The sequence below is a fragment of the Pararhodonellum marinum genome (assembly GCF_015354735.1).
GTDB classification, from domain to species: domain Bacteria; phylum Bacteroidota; class Bacteroidia; order Cytophagales; family Cyclobacteriaceae; genus Pararhodonellum; species Pararhodonellum marinum.
The window spans coordinates 80,216-100,252 of the sequence record NZ_JACEFJ010000002.1; the positions used below are offsets into that span (position 1 = coordinate 80,216).

General features: G+C 40.5%; 21 protein-coding genes. 8 read left to right on the forward strand and 13 right to left on the reverse strand.

The annotated features are described in order from the left end of the window. Positions 1–3 precede the first annotated feature (3 nt). The gene (locus H1A14_RS04080) at positions 4–351 is read left to right on the forward strand and encodes a hypothetical protein (RefSeq protein WP_194774953.1); all 348 of its coding nucleotides are present in this window, start codon (positions 4–6) and stop codon (positions 349–351) included. A 96-nt stretch (positions 352–447) separates the two neighbouring features. Here the strand turns inward: H1A14_RS04080 and H1A14_RS04085 are convergent, their stop codons facing one another. The 3 genes from H1A14_RS04085 to H1A14_RS04095 form a co-directional block, all read right to left on the reverse strand. Further along, positions 448–1,206, reverse strand: a complete 759-nt coding sequence (locus H1A14_RS04085; protein WP_194774954.1) for a LytR/AlgR family response regulator transcription factor — start codon at positions 1,204–1,206, stop codon at positions 448–450. Between the two features lie 145 nt (positions 1,207–1,351). Further along, positions 1,352–2,086 carry a LytR/AlgR family response regulator transcription factor gene (locus H1A14_RS04090; RefSeq protein WP_194774955.1) on the reverse strand — a complete coding sequence of 245 codons (735 nt, stop codon included), beginning with the start codon at positions 2,084–2,086 and terminating at the stop codon, positions 1,352–1,354. Positions 2,087–2,099: 13 nt separating this feature from the next. After that, positions 2,100–3,152, reverse strand: a complete 1,053-nt coding sequence (locus H1A14_RS04095; RefSeq protein ID WP_194774956.1) for a sensor histidine kinase — start codon at positions 3,150–3,152, stop codon at positions 2,100–2,102. Positions 3,153–3,310: 158 nt separating this feature from the next. On the opposite strand from H1A14_RS04095, the gene H1A14_RS04100 reads away from it, so the two are divergent. Further along, entirely contained in the window at positions 3,311–3,478 is a 168-nt protein-coding gene (locus H1A14_RS04100) for a hypothetical protein (RefSeq protein WP_194774957.1), read from the forward strand. 37 nt (positions 3,479–3,515) lie between these two features. Here H1A14_RS04100 and uvrA read toward each other — a convergent pair whose 3' ends face one another. The 4 genes from uvrA to H1A14_RS04120 all read right to left on the reverse strand — a co-directional run bounded on the left by uvrA (position 3,516) and on the right by H1A14_RS04120 (position 10,211). Beyond that, positions 3,516–6,350: an excinuclease ABC subunit UvrA gene (gene uvrA / locus H1A14_RS04105; protein ID WP_194774958.1), complete on the reverse strand. Its 2,835-nt coding sequence runs from the start codon at positions 6,348–6,350 to the stop codon at positions 3,516–3,518. A 166-nt stretch (positions 6,351–6,516) separates the two neighbouring features. Next, positions 6,517–8,202 carry a hypothetical protein gene (locus H1A14_RS04110; RefSeq protein ID WP_194774959.1) on the reverse strand — a complete coding sequence of 562 codons (1,686 nt, stop codon included), beginning with the start codon at positions 8,200–8,202 and terminating at the stop codon, positions 6,517–6,519. 329 nt (positions 8,203–8,531) lie between these two features. Beyond that, a complete protein-coding gene (locus H1A14_RS04115) occupies positions 8,532–9,473 on the reverse strand; it encodes a lytic transglycosylase domain-containing protein (protein WP_194774960.1) in 942 nt (313 codons plus the stop codon). Between the two features lie 3 nt (positions 9,474–9,476). Further along, positions 9,477–10,211 (reverse strand): LOG family protein, encoded by a 735-nt coding sequence (locus H1A14_RS04120; RefSeq protein WP_194774961.1) that lies wholly within the window; start codon positions 10,209–10,211, stop codon positions 9,477–9,479. Between the two features lie 198 nt (positions 10,212–10,409). Here H1A14_RS04120 and H1A14_RS04125 point away from each other — a divergent pair, with 198 nt between their 5' ends. The 4 genes from H1A14_RS04125 (at position 10,410) to H1A14_RS04140 (ending at position 12,574) form a co-directional block, all read left to right on the forward strand. Continuing rightward, positions 10,410–11,003: a YkgJ family cysteine cluster protein gene (locus H1A14_RS04125; protein ID WP_194774962.1), complete on the forward strand. Its 594-nt coding sequence runs from the start codon at positions 10,410–10,412 to the stop codon at positions 11,001–11,003. A gap of 94 nt (positions 11,004–11,097) precedes the next feature. Further along, positions 11,098–11,439 (forward strand): phage holin family protein, encoded by a 342-nt coding sequence (locus tag H1A14_RS04130; RefSeq protein ID WP_194774963.1) that lies wholly within the window; start codon positions 11,098–11,100, stop codon positions 11,437–11,439. Between the two features lie 6 nt (positions 11,440–11,445). Then, on the forward strand, positions 11,446–11,814 hold the full coding sequence (locus tag H1A14_RS04135) for a hypothetical protein (protein ID WP_194774964.1): 369 nt from the start codon (positions 11,446–11,448) through the stop codon (positions 11,812–11,814). Next, complete coding sequence (locus H1A14_RS04140; protein WP_194774965.1) at positions 11,801–12,574, forward strand: geranylgeranylglyceryl/heptaprenylglyceryl phosphate synthase; 774 nt, start codon at positions 11,801–11,803, stop codon at positions 12,572–12,574. Before H1A14_RS04135 ends, H1A14_RS04140 begins: the two co-directional genes overlap by 14 nt. On the opposite strand, the gene H1A14_RS04145 is transcribed toward H1A14_RS04140, so the two are convergent. The 6 genes from H1A14_RS04145 to panC form a co-directional block, all read right to left on the reverse strand. Continuing rightward, positions 12,557–13,486, reverse strand: coding sequence for an AraC family transcriptional regulator (locus tag H1A14_RS04145; protein WP_194774966.1), 930 nt, complete (start codon positions 13,484–13,486; stop codon positions 12,557–12,559). The genes H1A14_RS04140 and H1A14_RS04145 overlap by 18 nt on opposite strands. Positions 13,487–13,626: 140 nt before the next feature. Continuing rightward, positions 13,627–14,766, reverse strand: a complete 1,140-nt coding sequence (locus H1A14_RS04150; protein WP_194774967.1) for an acyl-CoA dehydrogenase — start codon at positions 14,764–14,766, stop codon at positions 13,627–13,629. An 86-nt stretch (positions 14,767–14,852) separates the two neighbouring features. Continuing rightward, positions 14,853–15,539, reverse strand: coding sequence for a zinc metallopeptidase (locus H1A14_RS04155; protein WP_194774968.1), 687 nt, complete (start codon positions 15,537–15,539; stop codon positions 14,853–14,855). A gap of 33 nt (positions 15,540–15,572) precedes the next feature. After that, positions 15,573–16,574, reverse strand: a complete 1,002-nt coding sequence (locus H1A14_RS04160) for a lysylphosphatidylglycerol synthase transmembrane domain-containing protein (RefSeq protein WP_194774969.1) — start codon at positions 16,572–16,574, stop codon at positions 15,573–15,575. A gap of 3 nt (positions 16,575–16,577) precedes the next feature. Further along, positions 16,578–16,925 carry an aspartate 1-decarboxylase gene (panD, locus tag H1A14_RS04165; RefSeq protein ID WP_194774970.1) on the reverse strand — a complete coding sequence of 116 codons (348 nt, stop codon included), beginning with the start codon at positions 16,923–16,925 and terminating at the stop codon, positions 16,578–16,580. A gap of 21 nt (positions 16,926–16,946) precedes the next feature. Next, positions 16,947–17,798: a pantoate--beta-alanine ligase gene (panC, locus tag H1A14_RS04170; RefSeq protein WP_194774971.1), complete on the reverse strand. Its 852-nt coding sequence runs from the start codon at positions 17,796–17,798 to the stop codon at positions 16,947–16,949. A 124-nt stretch (positions 17,799–17,922) separates the two neighbouring features. Here panC and H1A14_RS04175 point away from each other — a divergent pair, with 124 nt between their 5' ends. Both H1A14_RS04175 and H1A14_RS04180 read left to right on the forward strand, forming a co-directional pair. Then, the gene (locus H1A14_RS04175) at positions 17,923–18,735 is read left to right on the forward strand and encodes a glycogen/starch synthase (RefSeq protein ID WP_194774972.1); all 813 of its coding nucleotides are present in this window, start codon (positions 17,923–17,925) and stop codon (positions 18,733–18,735) included. Beyond that, positions 18,725–20,020 carry a DUF4270 family protein gene (locus H1A14_RS04180; protein ID WP_194774973.1) on the forward strand — a complete coding sequence of 432 codons (1,296 nt, stop codon included), beginning with the start codon at positions 18,725–18,727 and terminating at the stop codon, positions 20,018–20,020. Before H1A14_RS04175 ends, H1A14_RS04180 begins: the two co-directional genes overlap by 11 nt. Positions 20,021–20,037: the final 17 nt, after the last annotated feature.

Here is a 20,037-nt window from a genome sequence, read left to right on the forward strand (position 1 = left end):
ATTATGAAAACCTTATTATTCACACAGAAAAATGTTTGTGCCTTGATTGCAGTAGCGATGGCATTTACGATTGTTTTTAGCGCAAAGGCTCAGGAAAATGGATATAACAGAGATTTGATGGTAGAAGTTTTGGCCAACGAAGAAAAAGAAATTTCCGATGCCCCTGAAAGTATTGAAGTCTTTATAGACTTAGCATTACAACCTACAGTTACCTTCATCAACAAATATGGAGAAGTTGTGGCTGAGTTTTATGGAGAAAAAGAGGTCCTAAAAAAGAAATTTGGACAGTATTTTGACCAAGGCAGTTTTTTGACTGCATCAGGAAACCAAGAGTTTTACCTGATAAGTTGAGATTACCATGGAAAGAAAAACATGAAAAAGGCTGTTGGGAATCCCAATCAGCCTTTTTGCTTTTATATTAAGTACAGAAAAATCTTTTTGATAAAATTAACTTTCAGTGATGGTATTCAATTTCGCCAGGAAGCTGTTGTAATACTGCCTCCCCACCTGCACCATATCTCCTGATTTTAGGTTAATTTCTTTGGTATTGAAACTTTCTATTTGAGCCAATTGGACTATGAATGATTTTTGAACCCTTAGAAACAGATTGGAAGGAAGTTTCTCTTCCATGTCCTTCATGGATTTGCGGATGGTAAAGTTTCGGTTTTTGGTAAAAATGGTTACCATATTTCCATTCGCTTCCACATAATAAATGTCTGTATAATCCACCCTTTCAAATGCATTGTCTGCCTTGATATAGACGGCATCCGTTACCAGATAGGGACTTTCGCTTGAGATTTTAGCTGTAGAAGCCTCCGCCAACATGGGTTTGGTCCGCTTGTTGTAAAGTACGATCTCCACAATGGCATGAATGTCATTGGTATTGAATGGCTTCACTATGAACCCGGCAGGATGTATCCGCTTGGCACGCTCTATGATCGTAGGATCACTGTAAGAGGTTACGTAAACGATTGGCGCATCTACCATTTGTTGAACAATCTCACCCAGCTCAATCCCATCCTTATCCCCTTTCAGTTTGATGTCCATAAACACCATATCCGGGCGGTACTTTTTGATAACTTTGATTGCTTGATTGGCGGAGTTGGCCACATCGATATTGACGTATCCCAGTAATTCCAGGATTTCTTCAATATTTTCTGCAATGTCAATATCATCTTCAACAATTAGGATTCTTTCCTCTTTCATATGATTCAATTAAATATTAATTCAGAGTAACTGGTTTAAATTTTTATATTTAAAAAACACTTAACTAGATACGAAAATAGTGTTTTACAAACAATAATTTTAGGAAATAATAAAAAAAAAGAGGGTTATTTGCCCTCTTTCATTTTTATAAGCTCATCATGTCTTTAAATCGAGCCGCTTGCCGCCTGCTGACTTCAATTCGGTCACCTCCTTTGAGGGTGACTACGAGGCCCCCATTGAACCATGGCTCGATGGCTTCTACCCAACTCAAATTAATAATATGTTTCCTGCTGGCTCGGAAGAAGGACTTTTCGTCAAGTCTCTCATCCAATGCATTCAAAGATTTATGAATCATGGGTTTAAAGTTCTCAAAATAAACCTTGATGTAATTTCCATCCGATTCAAACAAACGGACGTTGGCCAGTTTGACAAACCAACAACGGTCACCATCCTTGACAAATACTTGATCACTGAGTGATAGTTTCTTTTTGGAGCTATCAGATCCTGAATCCACCTCTTTCGGTGACTCAGTCATTCTTTGCTGTAATCGATTAAGGGCTTCAGTCAATCTTTCGGGCTCAATGGGCTTGAGGAGGTAATCCAGTGCATTTACCTGAAACGCTTTCAGTGCATATTCGTCGTAAGCAGTGGTAAATATGATGTGAGGAACATTGTCTAATTCCTCCAACAAGTCAAAACCTGTTTTTTCCGGCATTTGAATGTCCAAAAAAACCACTTCAGGTTGAAGGCTTTCTATTTTTTCTTTGGCATCATCCACATTCATTGCCTCGCCTACCACTTCGACATTTTCATGCTGAGAAAGCAAATTTATTAATTCCTTCCTAGCCAATCTTTCATCATCAATTACCAATGCTCGCATCTATTGTCCGTTTTTATGTTTCTAAGGTACTGTTTTGTTTTGGAATTTTTATTTCAGTCACTACAAAATCCTGACCATGATTATAGATTTTGAAGGATGCTCTTTTTCCGTAGATCAATTTCAGTCTTTGTCGGGTGTTGTATATACCATGACCTGAATGGTCATTCTTTACATCATTGTGGACAGAAAGTTGTCCGCTGTTTTTGACTTGTATGAAAAGATCATCCAAAAGCCCAATGGCACATTTGATGTCAATGGTCCCTCCTTTAAGCCGAGTAGAAATGCCATGTTTCACCGCATTTTCCACGAGGGTTTGAAGCATCATTGGAGGAACCTTATAGGAATAAGCTTTTGATTCAATATCATAATTGACCTTGAGCCTTTCTTCAAAACGAATGGTTTCCAGATTCAAATAATCTTTTACGGTGTTGATCTCATCCCCAAAATCTACCGTGCGTTTCTTATCCACTACGAGAGAGTTTCGAAGAATGTTGGAAAGTTGGGTAATGGCCGATTTGGCTTTCTTAGGATCTTCATCAACCAAAGCCCTGACACTATTGAGGGCATTAAAGATAAAATGCGGATTCAATTGGCTTTTAAGGTGGTTCAACTGGATCTCGTTGATGGTTGCCTGGTATTTCAAGGAGCTGTTGTAATTGTCCAAAAAGTGGTAAAGAAAATAAATCATGGCCCACAAAGTATAAAAAAGAAAGCTGACGAAAAGATTGACCAGAATTACGATGGGCTGGAAATCATCAGAGGGGTCCAAAGTATCGAAAATCCAATTGATGATAATCTGGGCAAGGGTGTTCAGCGTACTGAGTAATAGCAAACTCAGCAAGGCCTGGGTAATCAGTTTTGGTATGGGTAGGCTAAACCAATTGTACGTCTTGATGACATAGCGAAAAGCATGGGTAGAAAAAAAATAAAAGGCCGCAAGAGAAAAATAAGCCCCCACTTGGACTGAAGTAATTCCCCTGGCTAGAGAGAAAAAAAACAGATTGATCAAGGCAAAACTTACCCAACCTACAATCTGAAGTATCCAATATAGGCGATTTCGATCCATTCTAGGATCAAATATAACTAAGTCCGCTCAACTGGACATCATTATTCTTTATTTGGGATTTTTCTTTGGTAAATGGAATTAAAATACAATATTCAGCATCGATCCGGAATGTGTAGTCATTTCATCGGTTCTATGGTAATAGTCATCCGATTGGCGAGATGAAATTAATTATCTGTGCATCCTCAATCCTACACGTAGGAGAATTTAATTTGGAAAATCCCCTCGACAGGCAAGCTCGGGGAACGGGATTTAAGTTTGGGGGAAGTAGGGGGAGGAAAGAAAGCGACTTCGCCGCTTTCTTTCCTCCCCCTTACCAGATTACCTAAACCCGGACTATACGTGTAACATACCGAAAAGTCAGAATTAATTATTGGCTAATTCTTCTTTCAAAAATCTGGCAGTATGGCTTTCTGTACTTTTGGCTACCTTCTCTGGTGTACCTTCCGCCACGATCATTCCACCTTTGTTGCCTCCCTCAGGACCTAAGTCGATGATGTGGTCTGCCACTTTGACTACATCCATGTTGTGCTCTATGATCAACACCGTATTTCCTTTATCCACCAATCTGTTCAATACTTCCAATAGATGTTCAATATCTTGAAAATGTAAACCTGTGGTAGGTTCATCCAGGATGTAGAAAGTTTTTCCGGTGTCCTTTTTGGACAATTCGGTCGCCAGTTTCACCCTTTGTGCTTCTCCCCCTGAAAGGGTCGTGGCATGTTGGCCTAGGGTAATATAACCTAGACCAACCTCATTCAGGGTCTGAATTTTTCGGAGGATTTTGGGTTGGTTTTCAAAAAATTCAACAGCTTGTTCAACCGTCATATCCAATACATCCGAGATGGATTTGCCTTTAAAACGTACCTCTAAGGTTTCCCTGTTGTACCGTTTTCCTTTGCAGGTTTCACATGGTATATGAACGTCTGGAAGAAAATCCATTTCCACAAGCTTCATGCCTGCACCTTCGCAATCCTCACACCTGCCGCCTTTTACATTGAACGAAAACCTACCGGGTTTATACCCTCTGATTTTGGCTTCAGGCAATTCGGTAAACAAAGCCCTGACGTCAGTGAAAACTCCGGTATAAGTGGCCGGATTGGACCTCGGGGTTCTACCAATAGGAGACTGGTCCACCTCAATGACTTTATCCAGATGCTTCAATCCATCTACCTTCTGGTATGCCAAAGGAGATTTTCTGGAATTATAAAAATGCTGATTTAAGATCGGGAAGAGGGTTTCATGAATAAGTGAACTCTTGCCACTTCCGGAGACTCCAGTCACACAGATCATTTTTCCCAAAGGCAACTCCAGCTTTACTCCTTTCAGATTATGGCCGGAAGCACCAGTCAGGACCAGTTTATGGCCATTGCCTCCTCTTCTTTTTTCGGGAACAGCGATCTTTATTTTTCCATTTAAATATTGAGCGGTCAGACTTTCCATTTTAATAAAGGTGTCTGGATGTCCCGAGGCCACAATCTGTCCCCCGTGCCTTCCCGCTCCAGGGCCAATATCCACTACAAAATCCGCTTCCAGCATCATGTCTTTATCATGTTCTACTACCAAGACGGTATTTCCCAAGTCCCTCAGCTCTTTCAGCGATTTGATCAATTTAACATTGTCCCGCTGATGTAAACCAATGCTGGGCTCATCAAGAATGTAAAGGACGCCCACGAGTTGGGTCCCAATCTGAGTTGCTAATCTGATCCTTTGTGCCTCACCCCCAGACAATGTGCGCAGGGGTCTGTCCAGAGAGAGGTATTCCAAACCTATATCCAACAAGAACCCGATCCGTTTTCTTACTTCTTTCAAAACCTCAGTCCCAATCAGCCTTTGCTTTTCGGTCATGCGTTCTTCGATTCCATCAAACCAGTTGGACAACTGCACAATATCCATCATCGCCAATTCGCCGATATGTTTTCCTGCAACTTTAAAATGTAGGGCTTCTTTTTTGAGCCGGAAACCCTCACAGTCTGGACAGGTCCTTCTTACCGTAAAATCACTCACCCATTTCTGCATTTTATCTGAACCTGCATCTTGTTGTTTCTGCAGAAAATTGACAATGCCTTCGAAAGTGGTGTTCCATTTGGTCCCTGGGTATTTGACTGAATCCACAGCGACTTCCATTTCATCACCATGTAACAAAATGTCAACAACTTCGTCTGACAGGGACTTGATAGGGGTGGCCAAACTGGCTTGATGGCGTTTAAGAATGGCTTCTATTTTCTTAAATATCCAGATATCCCTGTACTCCCCCAAAGGCAGGATGCCCCCTCTCGCAATGGAAAGGTTCTTGTCAGGAATAATGCTTTCTGCGGTGATTTCTTCAATGATGCCTAAGCCGTTGCAGGATGGGCATGCTCCGTAAGGGCTATTGAATGAAAAAGTATTTGGGGCCGGTTCATCATAGGAAAGACCTGTTTTGGGATCCATCAGGTATTTGGAAAAATGATGGATATTGCCTTCTTCATCCCGCAACATCAGAATTCCCTTGCCGTGCTGTAATGCAGTTTTTAACGACTGCGTGATTCTGTATCTGTCTTCTTCTTCAGCCACCACCCGATCTACCAGCAATTCGATATCATGAATTTTATAGCGGTCCACCTGCATTTTGGGGACGATTTCCATAATGACCCCGTCCACTCTCACTTTTGAAAAGCCCATTTTTCGGATCTGCTCAAACAACTCCCGGTAATGGCCTTTTCTGCCTTTGACTACTGGTGCAAGGATATAAAGTTTTTTACCGGAAAACTGCTGGAAAACCTGTTCAATGATCTGGTCTTCTGTCTGCCGGATCATTTTCTCACCAGTCAAATAGGAATATGCTTCACCAGCCCTTGCGTAAAGCAACCGCATGAAGTCGTAGATTTCGGTCACCGTACCTACCGTGGATCTTGGATTTTTGGAGGTGGTTTTTTGTTCGATAGATATTACAGGAGAAAGCCCATTGATTTTGTCCACATCGGGACGCTCCATTCCACCTAAAAATGACCGTGCATAGGCAGAAAAACTTTCCATATACCGCCTTTGTCCTTCTGCATAAATGGTGTCAAAAGCCAAAGAACTTTTGCCGCTTCCACTCAAACCAGTGATCACCACCAGCTTGTTTCTAGGAAGGTCAATGTCTATATTTTTGAGATTGTGTTCCCGAGCACCGTATATTTCTATCTGCTCTTCTTTTACAATTGAGGACTCTGTCATGAAAGGCTATACCTTAATTTATCAAACGTGCAAAAATAGGTATTTTAAGTGGCTAATCCCAAAGTGATGCACTATAGGTAAACCGAAGGTAGCTTGGTTTGGTTTGTTTGCTAAGGCTATAATTTTGGTAGCTCGATAAAGAAACTCAGCTTCGCTTTAAAGGGGATCAATTCCCTGCTTTCATTTTTTCATGGCGTTCAGTTTCGCTTTTTCGTTGCTGTTCTTCATCTTGACCCGTAATGGTCGACTTCAGTCCGCTAAAAAGTAATTTCCACCAATAATTGAAAAGGGATTTGTGTTGATCCCTTCTGTAATACACCTGCCCCTTTGTCAAATTTCCATTCTTTGGATTATAGGATTTTATCACAACCTTATTTGCTAAAAAAGCCCCGATTTTTCTAAATATATTCTGATCATTTTGAAAGTCCTTGTCTAAAATTTCTATTTCCAAATCTTCATACCTGACAATAACTTCTCCAACTCCTTCGTAATCATTGGCCATTATGTCAAAATCAATACGGTTTACTTTTCCGGATTTGATGCTGACTTTTGCTTGGGGTTCCACCATGGTGTTAATTTCACTCAGCGGAATGGCACCCATATGACCCTTGATGGTAAACTTCCCCACGTCATTTTCCAAGAAATATTTGATGTCCACCTCTAAAGGACCTACTCCCATCAGCCTTCCATTGGCCTGAAGTTCCATCTCCTTTCTTCCATCGAGTTTTTCATTAAAGTTGGAGATGTTGGTGATGGTGGCATCGACCTTATCAAAAAATACATGGCCTGGCCTTGGTGAGTCATTGTCAGGATGTTCCTCTACTTTAATATAGGCATCTTCCAATACTGTACTTTCAATATGAATGGTTTGATTTAGATTTTCCAACATTTCATGGACCATAGGGGGCCTTTTTGAAAAGTCTTCTCTTTTCCTTTTATCCAAAAAAACGATCAATTGTGGATGCTTTGCCACGAGGGTGTCTACTTCCAGATAACCTTCTTGCAGGTATCCATCAAAATTCAACCCTTTAACCAACAAACTGGCCTCTCTCACTTCTATCCAATCCTGTCTATCCTCAAATTGACTGGTGTATTCATATTTGCCCATTTTATGGATTAACTCAAAATCATCAATCTCTAAGATCATGTTATCCTTATCAAAAGAAAAACCATTCACCAGGATTTTTTGTCTATACTTATCAAAATGCAATTGAACTGAATTAATCTTTCCTTCAATATCACCCACTTTAAACAGTTTACTCGTATCCTGAATATAATCACTGCTCAGTTCAAAGTCCAAAGCACTTACGCTGAGATCTTCAATTTTTAATCTCAATGAATCCGTACGACTATCCCTGTTTTCCAGATAAAATCGGTTCAATTCAATTTCATCAACTGAGATCAGGTCATAATCCTCAGCATCACCTTCCCCATTGCCATTTTCTATTTCGATTTCATCAAGAGGCGGAGTTATACTTACTACCTCAATGTCAGTTAGTTCTGCTTTCTTTACCGAAATTGAGTTTGAAAAAAGAAAGCTCATCCATTTAAACCCTGAAATCCGCGCTTTTTTGCCGTGTAAGTGAAATTTAACTTTTTCCTCATCGATATCTTCTGAAGGCTCAATATGAATATCATCCAACTCCAGAAAAGTCCCAAAAAAATCATAATCCAACCTCACTTCTCCAAAACTTACCTCATGGTCTCCAAACCCACTTGTCCTGGTAATCATGTCACTTACAATCCTATCTGCGTTTTTATTCAAATATTGGTTGACCAAAAAAGGTATGCCTCTCAGGATAAACAACAACAACAGTAGAAAACTTATGAGCAAAAATATCTTTTTCTTCATGGGTTAAGTGAAAAGGGGACTATGAACCAAAGTATGAATATATCAATATTTTTTTATAAGGTGTACAGCTGAATGGATGACTGGAAGGAAGGAAAACCATTGGTCATCGTAAATGTAAAAAAGTCCCTCCTTATAATGCCCTTGTGACGCTTGAATGGAATAATTTAGTGATTGTCACAGATTTATTTGTACAAAAAGTAATGGGAGAAAATTATTTCAATTATTTGATGAAGGCAACTGGGCATCAAATTCATTTCATTTGAATTGGTCACCACGGGGAAGGAGTGTTTAGACGCACTAGGGGAATGACAGGCAATAAAAACGTACCTTTATACAGGAAGTTTGATGGTATATTGATTATTCCCTTTCACTGTTAGCCTAGAGGATCTCAGCCAAGGATTGTACAGTTTCAGTTCTTTGTAATTGCTGTTGTGCGTGATGGCCCAATCCGAAAGATTACTGATGCTTTGATCTACGACCAATTCCCGCATTAAGGGTGCTTTGTAGAAATCATTTTCATTCAAATGGAAGCCATATCGCGCGGGGTTTTCAAAAATTTCCTTGATGGCCACCACCCTAAAAACATACCGACTCGTTTCATCATACAAAAGAAGGTCATAGTAAGTGTTGAGGTTTTGTTCATTCATTCTCCTGGCTAATCCCGCCACCCCCATGTTGTAGCCAGCGGCCACATTGGTCCAATTGCCATATTTTGCATGTGCCCATTTCAGAAACTTACAGGCAGCTTCGGTGGATTTTTCAAGGTGGTACCTTTCATCCACATCGGGACTGATTTCCAGTTTGTAATCCTTGGCAGTTCCTTCCATCAATTGCCAAAATCCCCTGGCTCCTGCAGGTGAGCTCACATTCATCAATCCTGATTCAGCTATGGCGACATATTTGAAATCATCAGGTATTCCATGTTTTGCCAATATGGATTCTATGGTAGGAAGGTATTTCCCAGCCCTTTTCATCAACAAAATCATATTGGACTGCCAGTAAGCGTTCACATAGATTTCCCGTTCAAATCGTTCGAAAACATCGGGTATATCTAAAGGCACCTTTTCACCTGCAAAATCAATCTTGTTGGGGACTTCAAAAAGACCTGTAGGATTATTCATCCAATTGGCAGCCTGAATAACACCGGGTTCATCTTCCACCACTGTTCCAATCACTTGTTGATGTGTAGCAGCGCGGAAAGTAAGAAAGAGATTCCATGCAATCAGGCCACAAACCAAAAAATATAACAAAGGTATTTTATATCTAAGCATGGATCAGAAATTCGGAGAAAGTAGGTATTTACTGTAAAATTCATCTATGACCTTGACAGCTTCAGTGGCATCATCCACCACGGAAAACAAGTTAAGATCTTCTACATTGATGTTATGGTGCTTATCCAGCATGACTGCCTTTATCCATTCGATCAACCCACTCCAATATTCTTTCCCAACCATAACAATTGGAAATCTCCCGATTTTTTTGGTTTGAATTAAAGTTAAGGCCTCAAAGAGTTCGTCCATGGTGCCAAAGCCACCAGGAAGTACGATATAACCTTGGGAATATTTCATAAACATCACTTTGCGGACAAAGAAATAATCGAAAGAGATCAATTTGTCCTGATCTATGTATAGATTATTGAACTGTTCAAAAGGCAGTTGAATGTTAAGGCCAACTGATTTTCCGTTTTCGGAATGGGCACCTTTATTGCCAGCTTCCATGATTCCGGGACCACCACCTGTAATTACCCCATAGCCATGCCTGACCAATTTGGCAGCTATTTCTTCAGCAACTTTGTAATAACGGTGGTTTTGAGGGGTTCTTGCAGAACCAAAAATGGATACACAAGGTCCGATTTTTGCTAATTTTTCGAATCCCTCCACGAACTCTGACATCACCTTAAAAATCACCCAAGAATCTGCACTTTTGATTTCACTCCAATCCCTTTCTTTGAATGCCTTTCTGATTTTCTCCTCTTCGGTCTTTGCTACATGTTCTAGGTCTTCACTCATCGCTTCATAATTTTAATAAAAGTTATCAAAAAACGTTTAAAAACGGCTTTTAGATTACGAAATTAATGCCTGAAAGTTAAGGCTTTCCCGCAATATTGAAAATTTATGTCTGTTAAACCTATAAAAAGCTTTTGGCTTTAAATACCTGTTGTTTAATAGCAAAACAACATTTACCTTCGCAGACTTTTAATTTTGTATATGGATTTATTGGAAAAGTCACTGGCTGTCAGGGAGGTTTTTGAAGCCTTAGAACTGGAAACCAGAGCATATTTAAGTCAAAGTCAGCTCACCTGTTTTGCCGGGTGTGGGCTTTGTTGTACCAATCCCAAAGTTTCGGCTACCATTCTGGAATTCCTTCCTTTGGCTTTCGATCTATATCAAAAAGGCAGGGCAGAGGAATTTTTTGATGTCTTGGAAAACACCAGTTCTGATCAATATTGTATCATTCTCAAAAGACTAACTGAAGAGGTGGATTCAGGTATGTGTTCTGATTATAGAAACAGGGGCATGATTTGTAGACTTTTTGGAAGTGCGGCACGTCGTAATAGAGAGGGGAAAAAAGAATTGATCACCTGCAAAAAATTAAAGGAAGGGAAAAAAGCCCTTTTTGAAACGGCGAATACTGAAATAAATCAATCCATGCAGATACCGTTGGCAAGCGATTATTATGGACAACTGTACAACATTGATTTTTACCTAACCAAAGAAGAATACCCAATCAATAAAGCCATTCAAAAGGCTTTAGAAGCAGTCCTTCAATATTATTACTACCATGGCAATCAGGCTGTATAATGCAGTTTTTTGTTTTTCAAGCAATGTTTTTGGCGTATATTGTGGTTTGGAAGCAAAGATTACGCTTTTATTTACCTCATAAATTATTTTATATATGCTCAATGTTTCTGAAATCATCGATACAGTCAAACAACTGACCGAAGTCAGGATAAAATTACTAAAAGAGGACCTTCAAGGTGAAGCTACAGGAATCATTTCCCGTATTGTAATCCTGGTTTTGATGGGTGTCACCATGATGATGATTCTGTTATTTGCCAGCATTAGCCTTGCATTTTACCTTAGCCTCAAGACAAATTCCAGTTATATGGGTTTTCTTTTGGTTGCCCTTATCTATGTGATCCTATTCGTAATATTCTACATCATCCGGGACTCCCAGCAACTTCAGAACCCGATCTCAAATTTTTTTAAAAGGTTTTTATTTTTATTTAAAAAGTAAATCAAAATGAGTGAAATCGATTTGAAAAAGCAGGCGGAGGAATTGGAACAAACTCTAAAAAAGCAGCTTGAGTTGTTAAAAAAAGATTCCGAAAATTGGTTAAAATTTGGCGGGATTATTTTGGCAGGCGGCTTGTTGTCCGCAGGCTTGGTAAGGAGTCTTGGTCGGAAAAAACGGAAGAAAAAGTCAGAATCCATACCCTATGAACTGGGGCAACAAAACTTTGTGGCAGGACCAGCACCAAAAAAGAAGAAGAAAAAGTCATTTTTGGCCCGTCTGCTCAAACGGGTGTTTATGGTAGGCATAGCTTTAGCTAAAGTTAAGATCATGGACGAATTGGGTAACTTGCAAAAAGATCCCCGTGGCAAACAATAGGATAGGTGAAAAGCTACAGCACCTGCATCGCAGTGGGCAGAAAGGGCTTGCTTGGCTGATAGATCCAGAAAAGTATCCAAAACCGTCCCAACTCAAAACCACCTATAATCTGGATCTTTGTTCTAAAGTGGACCTTATCCTGATTGGTGGGAGTTTGATGGTCAAGTCAAACATGGATTCAACGCTCCAAATGCTAAGGAACTATTCGGAGGAGGTACCTTTGGTCATTTTTCCGGGCAATGTCATTCAGGTTTCTCCCTATGCGGATGGGATCTTGTTTTTATCTCTAATTTCGGGCCGAAACCCGGAATTTTTGATTGGCCAACAAGTAACTGCAGCACCTTTGATCGCTCACTGTAGGCTTGAAGCCCTAGCCACGGCTTACCTTCTTATTGGAGGTGGTGAAATCAGCAGTGTACATTATATGAGTCAGAGTCTTCCCATTCCCATGAATAAGCCCAACATAGCCATGGCCACTGCCCTCGCAGGAAAATATTTGGGAATGAATTATTTCTTTCTTGATGCAGGAAGTGGTTCTAAAACCCCAGTACCTTCAGCAATCATTCGAACAGTCAAAAAACACACTCAATCACCTATCCTAGTCGGTGGGGGAATAGATAGCTTGGAAAAAGCCAAAGCAGCTTGGGAAGCCGGAGCGGACCTTGTGGTGATGGGCAATGGGGTAGAAAAAAACCCCGGCTTGCTGACCGAGGTTTTGGATTATCTTCAAGTATTTAATGTATCACTGAACATTAATTAAGGATTCTCTTCTTCTCATTTTTCCGGCAGGGAGCCCATACATCATTTTGAATCTTCTGCAGAAGTAGGCGGTGTCTTTGTACCCTACCTCTTTGCCAATATCACGAATACTTTTCTTGGTCGTTCTCAACAATTCAACAGCTGCTTCCATTCTTTGGTATTCTATGTAATCCTGTGGATTGATTCCTGTAAGCATTTTGAAATATTGTCCCACATAATCTTCGGATACATTGGCTACCTTGGCGAGAACTTTGTTGGAAAGATCCCCTCCGATGTTCTTCTTGATGTAGTTGAACATATCAATAAGCCGTGGATCTTTGAAGTAAGTGCTATTGGTGGATAATTCTTCCACAAACAATCTGTTTTTCAATATGTGCCTTACAATTTCCACCACAAGCAATTCAGAATAGATTTTAATTACCCGTTCTTTCCCAGGGGTGTTTTGCTCGGATTCTTTGACGATGTCTTCCATGATAGAAGCAAGCCGATCATTGAACCTAACAATAAATGGTGGTATTCCGAGGGAGTTGAAAAAATTCACTACATCAAATACCTTGGCCTCAAATACCAAAACGGTAATGCAATCATTCTCCTCGTTCTTGATATCCTTAAAACTGATGGTCTGAAGGTATTTTTTCTTGTTCTCAGCAAATTCTTCATTGCTGACTTCACTCTTCTTACTCGAAGAGCCTAAGGAAAGCTTTGTTTTTCTTGAAGCGGGAATAAATAGAATTTCACCTTCATTCACCAATTCCTGTTCCTGTCCAAATTTAATCGATCCCTGATGTAGCAGTATTGCGGTATTTTCAGTATCATTGAAATCGGTAATGGTTACATTTCGCTCTACTCGGTAATTGTGACCTCGTAGGTAGCGCACCCCTACAGATTCTATGACTTTATTGTAATATTCCATGAGTAAAGTCTGTTAGGTTATTTTGGTGAAATTATGGATTTTTTTTATTTTACAGTAATTATAATAAATAAAAATTTAAAAAAAATAAAAAATAGGCATATTTAATATTATTTATAGCCTCATCACCAAGTAAAATATTTTTATCCTATTAGGGCTCTCGATATAACTATTTTTTGAATCTCACTTGTACCCTCATAAATCTGCGTGATTTTTGCGTCTCTCATGAGTCGTTCCACATGGTATTCTTTCACATAACCATAGCCTCCATGAACCTGAATCGCCTCTACGGTGACTTTCATAGCTACCTCTGAGGCATACAATTTGGCCATCGCACTCGCATAGGCATAATCTTTTCCCTGATCCTTGAGCCAAGCTGCTTTCAGTACCAAGTTTCTCGCTGCCTCGATCTCAGTGGCCATGTCAGCCAATTTAAACTGAATGGCCTGGTGCTTACTGATGGTTTTACCAAATGCCTTTCTTTCCTTAGAATAAGCAAGAGCCAATTCATAAGCTCCGGAAGCAATCCCGAGTGCTTGTGCGGCGATGCCGATTCTACCTCCATTGAGGGTAGCCATGGCAAAATTAAAACCAAACCCCTCTTCTCCAATCCTATTTTCAACCGGAACTTTTACATCGGTAAACATCAAAGAATGGGTATCTGAGCCTCTGATTCCTAATTTGTCTTCTTTTTTTCCAATGACAAATCCCTCCTGCCCTTTTTCTACAATAAAGGCTGAAATCCCTTTATATCCTTTGGAAAGGTCCGTTTGGGCTATCACTAAGTAAACCTGCGCTGTACTGCCATTGGTTATCCAGTTTTTGGTTCCATTCAGAACATAATGGTCTCCATTTAATTCGGCTGAGGTCCTTTGGGAGGTGGCATCAGAACCAGCTTCAGGTTCGGACAAACAAAATGCACCGATCCATTCCCCCGTTGCCAATTTTGTCAGGTATTTTTCTTTCTGAGCCTCTGTTCCAAACTTTTCAAGTCCCCAGCAGACCAAGCTGTTGTTGACCGACATGCATACGGAGGCAGAGGCATCTACCTTGGAAATTTCCTCCATGGCCAACACATAGGAAACCGAATCCATGCCCCCACCATTGTATTTGGGATCTACCATCATGCCCATAAAGCCCAGCTCTCCCATTTTTTTTATTTGTTCATGGGGAAATCGTGCCTCAGTATCTCTTTCTATTACCCCGGGCAATAATTCGGTCTGTGTAAATTCCCTTGCTGCATCTCTGACAGCCAACTGTTCTTCTGTGTACTCGAAATTCATTTTAATTTGGGTTTAATTCGGATCGGAAGTTACTCCAAAAAAACAAAAGGGGCAATTGATTGCCCCTTTAAAGTAAACTGATAAACTCAATTTCGGTTTCCGAAAAAGATATAAATATAATACGCCAGTGTGGCTAATGCTGCTAGTGCAGCAACCACATACGTCATAGCAGCCCATTTCAAGGCGTCTTTAGACATTTCATATTCCTGAGGCGTTACTATGTTCCTTTCTTGGACCCATGCCAAGGCTCGCTTGCTGGCATCGAATTCAACTGGAAGGGTTACCAAAGTAAATAGTGTCATGATTCCGTAGGCACCTACAATCACAGCACCGATCCATTCAATTGGTAATCCCATGGCAAAGCCGCCAAACAAGGAGGCAATCAATACCACATTCAATATTTTTCCACTGGCATTTTGAATAGGAACCATTGCGGATCTCATTTTAAGCCAAGTATAGGATTGTGCGTGCTGCACAGCGTGACCGCATTCGTGAGCAGCAACTGCTGCTGCTGCCGCATTCCGACCATTGTATACGTCTGGGCTTAGGTTTACCGTTCTGTCCATGGGATTGTAATGATCGGTCAGCTTACCTTGCACACTCAATACCTTCACATCGGGAATGTTATTGTCCGCAAGCATCAGTTCAGCAATCTCCTTTCCTGAAAGATTTGCCCTTAGGGAAATCTGGGAATACTTATTGAATTTGGATTTCAGCCTACTGCTGACCACATAACCCAATATGGCGAATACGATAACTATTAATATAATCATAAGTATTTTGTTTAAATGCTTTCTTCTACGAATTTAAGTATTATTCAGTTGTTTTGTTGATGAAATTTTTGAAAAGATCACCAAACTAACCCCGCCCATGATCAGTACTGTCAATACCTGTGATCCGTGGACAATCGCTGCAAAGATTTTGCTTTGATCCTCTGCTATTCCGTAGCCTATCAAAATAAAGGCCACAAGCGCATGGAAGGTTCCTATACCCCCCTGAACTGGGGCTACCATGCCAATACTGCCCATTACCATCACCATCAGGACAGAAGATGGCGACAAATTGGCAGTACTGGGAATTGCCAAGGCTACCGCATACATCATGAGAAAATAGATGATCCAAATCACCACTGAGCTAATCCAAAACCCCGATTGATTTTTAAGTTGCCTTACACTTTTCAATCCGGTCACAAAATCACGAATGAAGTGTCTTATTTTTTTAATAAAGCCGTGGTCACGGTACTTGTGAAAAAGCCAATAAACTAGGATTCCGACCATAATGACTGTTCCAATGGCCAAAGGAATCCACTGCAGTACCAACTGCCATAAAGCAGCAGGGGAAATCAAAGTTGAGATCAGATTTAAAAAAACCTCCCTTTCAAGCAAAAAACCAAGAAAAATGACCCCAACCATAAAAAGCAGGTCTATGGATCTTTCAAGAATGACAGTGCCAATAGAGTTGCCCATCGGAATATCATCAGTTTTTTTCAAAACCCCGCAACGGGCGATCTCTCCGGCTCTAGGGACCAATAAGTTGGCCAAATAACCCAGCATGGTGGCCAAAAAAGTCCTTTGGGTCGTGACCCTATGGGAATCCTCTGCTTCCAGCAAAAGCTTCCAGCGCCATGCCCTCAACCAGTAGCCATAGATGGATACGACCACCGAAAATAGGATCCAAAAAAAATTAGCTTGCTGAATTGCCTCCAGCAAGCTCTGCATTTTAATGTCTTTATAAAGGAACCAAAAGATCCAGACGGCTACTAAAAGAGAAAGGGCCACTTGAATCCATTGTTTGATGGAAAGTCTCAAATCTTAAAGAAGTTGGTTATTTTGATCCGGGAAGACAAGTACAGGTTTATAGTTTTTGGCCTCTTCAAACTCCATAGAAGCATAAGAAATGATGATGACCACATCCCCAACTTGGGCCTTTCGCGCAGCGGGGCCATTGAGACAAACACTGCCACTGCCCCTTTCGCCTTTGATCACATAGGTTTCCAATCGCTCCCCATTGTTGACATTGACTATCTGAACTTTTTCGTTTTCTATGATATTGGCTGCCTCCATTAGGTTGGGATCGATGGTGATGCTTCCTACGTAATGAAGTTCCGCTTGGGTAATTTTAACCCGGTGTATTTTAGATTTTAGGATTTGGATCTGCATGTTCTGAAATTTGCCGCAAATTTAATCAATTATTATTAAGTTATCTATCAACCTGATTTCTCCCACATAGGCGGCGATACAAATTGAGCGTTTTCCTGAGGAAGGCAAATCATTGACCAAGGCGATGGTATCGGTATGGACTAACTCGAAATATTCGAGGCGGGCCAGCGGTTCCTTTTCAAAGCGGGCCATGACCACTTCTTTGACTGCAAACCATTCCTTACCTGCTAAAAGTTCACCCTTGGCAAAATTTAAACATTGGTAAAGCAAAGGTGCAACCATCCTTTCTTCGACCCCAAGACGGAGATTTCGGGAGGACATGGCCAAGCCGTCTTTTTCTCTTACGGTATTCACCACTTCCATTGAAGTGGAAAAAGAAAGATCGTTTATCAAAGACCTGACTACTGCTACCTGCTGTAAATCCTTTTGTCCAAAATAAGTCCTATTTGGTTTAACAATATTTAACAGTTTAGCCACCACAATCCCCACTCCATTGAAATGCCCTGGTCTTTTGGCCCCTTCGAGTACTTGATCAACTTGCCCAAAATTAATTTCCAATGTAGGTTTATTGGGATAAAGTGTGTGGTTTTCAGGCTTAAAAACAAATCGGACTCCCTCCTTTTCCAATAAGTCCAAGTCCTTGTCCAAAGTATTGGGGTATTTGATCAAATCCTCCTCATTGTTGAATTGAATGGGATTTACAAAGATGGATACAACCACCACATCTCCATTTGACATTGCCTTTCGGACCAAAGCCAGATGACCTTCATGTAAAGCCCCCATGGTGGGTACCAATCCAATGGCTTGGGAACTGGAACGAAAGTCAGCCAGTGCCTCATTTACTTCGGCCTTAGTCCGTAAAATTTGAATCATCTTTGGTTTAGGTATAACAAAATAGAGGCAAAAGTATATTATTCCGTAGAATTACAATGGCTTTTTGCGGTTTTTTTTATATCTTTGTAGTCCCGTTATATCCCTTTAACAAAACAAACAAGATATGTCCAAACTTCGTATTCTCTACGTAGCAAGTGAAATCAATCCATTCCTTCAGACCTCAGAGGTTGCCAACTTCGTAAGGGCGTTGCCTCAAGCTATGCAGGAAAAAGGAATGGAAATCCGTATTCTTGTTCCACGATTTGGTTTAATCAACGAAAGAAAGAACAGGTTGCATGAGGTAGTAAGGCTTTCAGGAATTAACATCTCGGTTGGAGAGGAAGAAAAACCATTAATCATCAAAGTGGCTTCAATCCCCAATGCCAAGTTGCAGGTCTATTTTATAGACAACGAAGACTATTTCCAAAGAAAACACGTTTTCCATGACAAGCAGGAAAAATTCTATGAAGACAATGACGAAAGAGCCATTTTCTTCTGTAAAGGTGTCATAGAAACCGTCAAAAAATTAGGATGGGCTCCTGATGTGGTACATTGCAATGACTGGATGACCAGTCTGATTCCGATGTATTTAAAGACCACTTACAAGAACGAACCTTTATTTAAAAACACAAAATCCGTATTCGCTATATATAACAACGGATTTAATCATAAATTTGGGGACGATTTGTTTGAAAAGGTCAAAATGGTCGATATAGACGACAGTATTTTGGCCCCCTTAAAATCCAAAGACTATGTAGGCTTCCTAAAAATAGGAATGGAATACGCTGACGTGGTGGTGAAAGGTGATGAAATTTCAGAGAATCTAAACCAATTAATAGAAGATTGCTCTAAAAATAAAAGGTGTGAGATCATCAGCGAAGAAGAAGAAGGACTTTTTGAAAGTTACTACAACATTTACACAGAACTTGCCGGCTAAAATCGCCGCATTTCTCATCATTGTATTAGGTTTTACCAGTTCCTGTTCCGATCCCTCTCAAGTAGGGATCGAACTGGATCCGGACAACAATCAGATAGGGGTTTTTTATCATGAAATTCCCCTTACTGCTTCCATGGTACTATTGGATTCTTTTAACACAACCAACGCCAATGTAATGGTGGTAGGAGGAGATAATAGTCCTTTCTTTGGAAGTACGGAGTCTATAGGGTATTCCAGAATGGCCATCAATGTCAATGCGGCAAAACCGCCCTTAAACGCGATTCTCGATTCGGCAAAATTCAGCCTTGACGTAGACAATGTTTTTGGAGATGATCTTTCTATAGATAAATCTATCTCAGTCCATCCTTTACTGGAGCCGATCAGAGATATTTCCTATTACAATTCTGATGCTTTGCCGTTTGAAGACACTCCAATTGCTTCCGGTTCCTTTGATTTTTCAGAGAGACAGGATACTTTGGTTTTCATGCCACTAGACGAAGCCCTAAGTGTAGATTTTTTCAACCGACTGAGAATCAATGACCCGGTTTTCAATAATCTCTTCACCTTTCGGGAATTTTTTAAGGGAATTGCCATTAAAGGAAATCCAGATGAAAATACAAGCACTTCTATTGGATTAGGGGGAGGCACCAGCATGTTGTTTTATTACCACGTAGACGGTGATACAGTTGCCAGTACCTATACCATCAGCACAGGACAGTCAAGAAATTTCAATGGGGTGGTTAATGATCGATCCGGTACACCGACGAGTATCATCACTGAAAGTGGCGTAGCCTATCCTATTGAGGGTGAAGTAGGCAGCAAAGCCAATGTGGGTCTGTTGTTGAAGTTGGACATGACTCCTTTTCATACTTTCCTGGATACCATTCAGAATATTACTTTTAATCAGGTGTTGATGGAACTGGGCCCTGTATCCCCTTTTGCTGAAACCAACGCCCCAATCAGGACCATGACCATGTTTTTGGAGAATGGCAACAACGGGATTTTACCGCAAGCACCCGGTGAATTAAATTATATAGAATTTTTCAATCAGCAGGGACAACCTCAACCAAATCAATTAACTTTAACTACTGAAAGCCGGCTTTTTAGCCAATTTATCACCACCTATACCAACCAATTGTATAGGCAAGGGAGACAAAGAACCGATCTATTGTTGTACCCAAATATACCACCTGTATCGAGTGATGATTTTAAGCGATCGCTCAGGGAATACAGGGTGGATACAGACAACATTAAACTGAAAATTTATTATTCCAGAATCAGGTAGTCTTATTTTTAACTAAA

Coding starts and splice junctions, on each gene's coding strand:
- H1A14_RS04080 (WP_194774953.1), top strand. CDS start 4: ATGAAAACCTTATTATTCACACAGAAAAATGTTTGTGCCTTGATTGCA.
- H1A14_RS04085 (WP_194774954.1), bottom strand. CDS start 1,206: ATGAAAGAGGAAAGAATCCTAATTGTTGAAGATGATATTGACATTGCA.
- H1A14_RS04090 (WP_194774955.1), bottom strand. CDS start 2,086: ATGCGAGCATTGGTAATTGATGATGAAAGATTGGCTAGGAAGGAATTA.
- H1A14_RS04095 (WP_194774956.1), bottom strand. CDS start 3,152: ATGGATCGAAATCGCCTATATTGGATACTTCAGATTGTAGGTTGGGTA.
- H1A14_RS04100 (WP_194774957.1), top strand. CDS start 3,311: ATGAAATTAATTATCTGTGCATCCTCAATCCTACACGTAGGAGAATTT.
- uvrA (WP_194774958.1), bottom strand. CDS start 6,350: ATGACAGAGTCCTCAATTGTAAAAGAAGAGCAGATAGAAATATACGGT.
- H1A14_RS04110 (WP_194774959.1), bottom strand. CDS start 8,202: ATGAAGAAAAAGATATTTTTGCTCATAAGTTTTCTACTGTTGTTGTTG.
- H1A14_RS04115 (WP_194774960.1), bottom strand. CDS start 9,473: ATGCTTAGATATAAAATACCTTTGTTATATTTTTTGGTTTGTGGCCTG.
- H1A14_RS04120 (WP_194774961.1), bottom strand. CDS start 10,211: ATGAGTGAAGACCTAGAACATGTAGCAAAGACCGAAGAGGAGAAAATC.
- H1A14_RS04125 (WP_194774962.1), top strand. CDS start 10,410: ATGGATTTATTGGAAAAGTCACTGGCTGTCAGGGAGGTTTTTGAAGCC.
- H1A14_RS04130 (WP_194774963.1), top strand. CDS start 11,098: ATGCTCAATGTTTCTGAAATCATCGATACAGTCAAACAACTGACCGAA.
- H1A14_RS04135 (WP_194774964.1), top strand. CDS start 11,446: ATGAGTGAAATCGATTTGAAAAAGCAGGCGGAGGAATTGGAACAAACT.
- H1A14_RS04145 (WP_194774966.1), bottom strand. CDS start 13,486: ATGGAATATTACAATAAAGTCATAGAATCTGTAGGGGTGCGCTACCTA.
- H1A14_RS04150 (WP_194774967.1), bottom strand. CDS start 14,766: ATGAATTTCGAGTACACAGAAGAACAGTTGGCTGTCAGAGATGCAGCA.
- H1A14_RS04155 (WP_194774968.1), bottom strand. CDS start 15,539: ATGATTATATTAATAGTTATCGTATTCGCCATATTGGGTTATGTGGTC.
- panD (WP_194774970.1), bottom strand. CDS start 16,925: ATGCAGATCCAAATCCTAAAATCTAAAATACACCGGGTTAAAATTACC.
- panC (WP_194774971.1), bottom strand. CDS start 17,798: ATGATTCAAATTTTACGGACTAAGGCCGAAGTAAATGAGGCACTGGCT.
- H1A14_RS04175 (WP_194774972.1), top strand. CDS start 17,923: ATGTCCAAACTTCGTATTCTCTACGTAGCAAGTGAAATCAATCCATTC.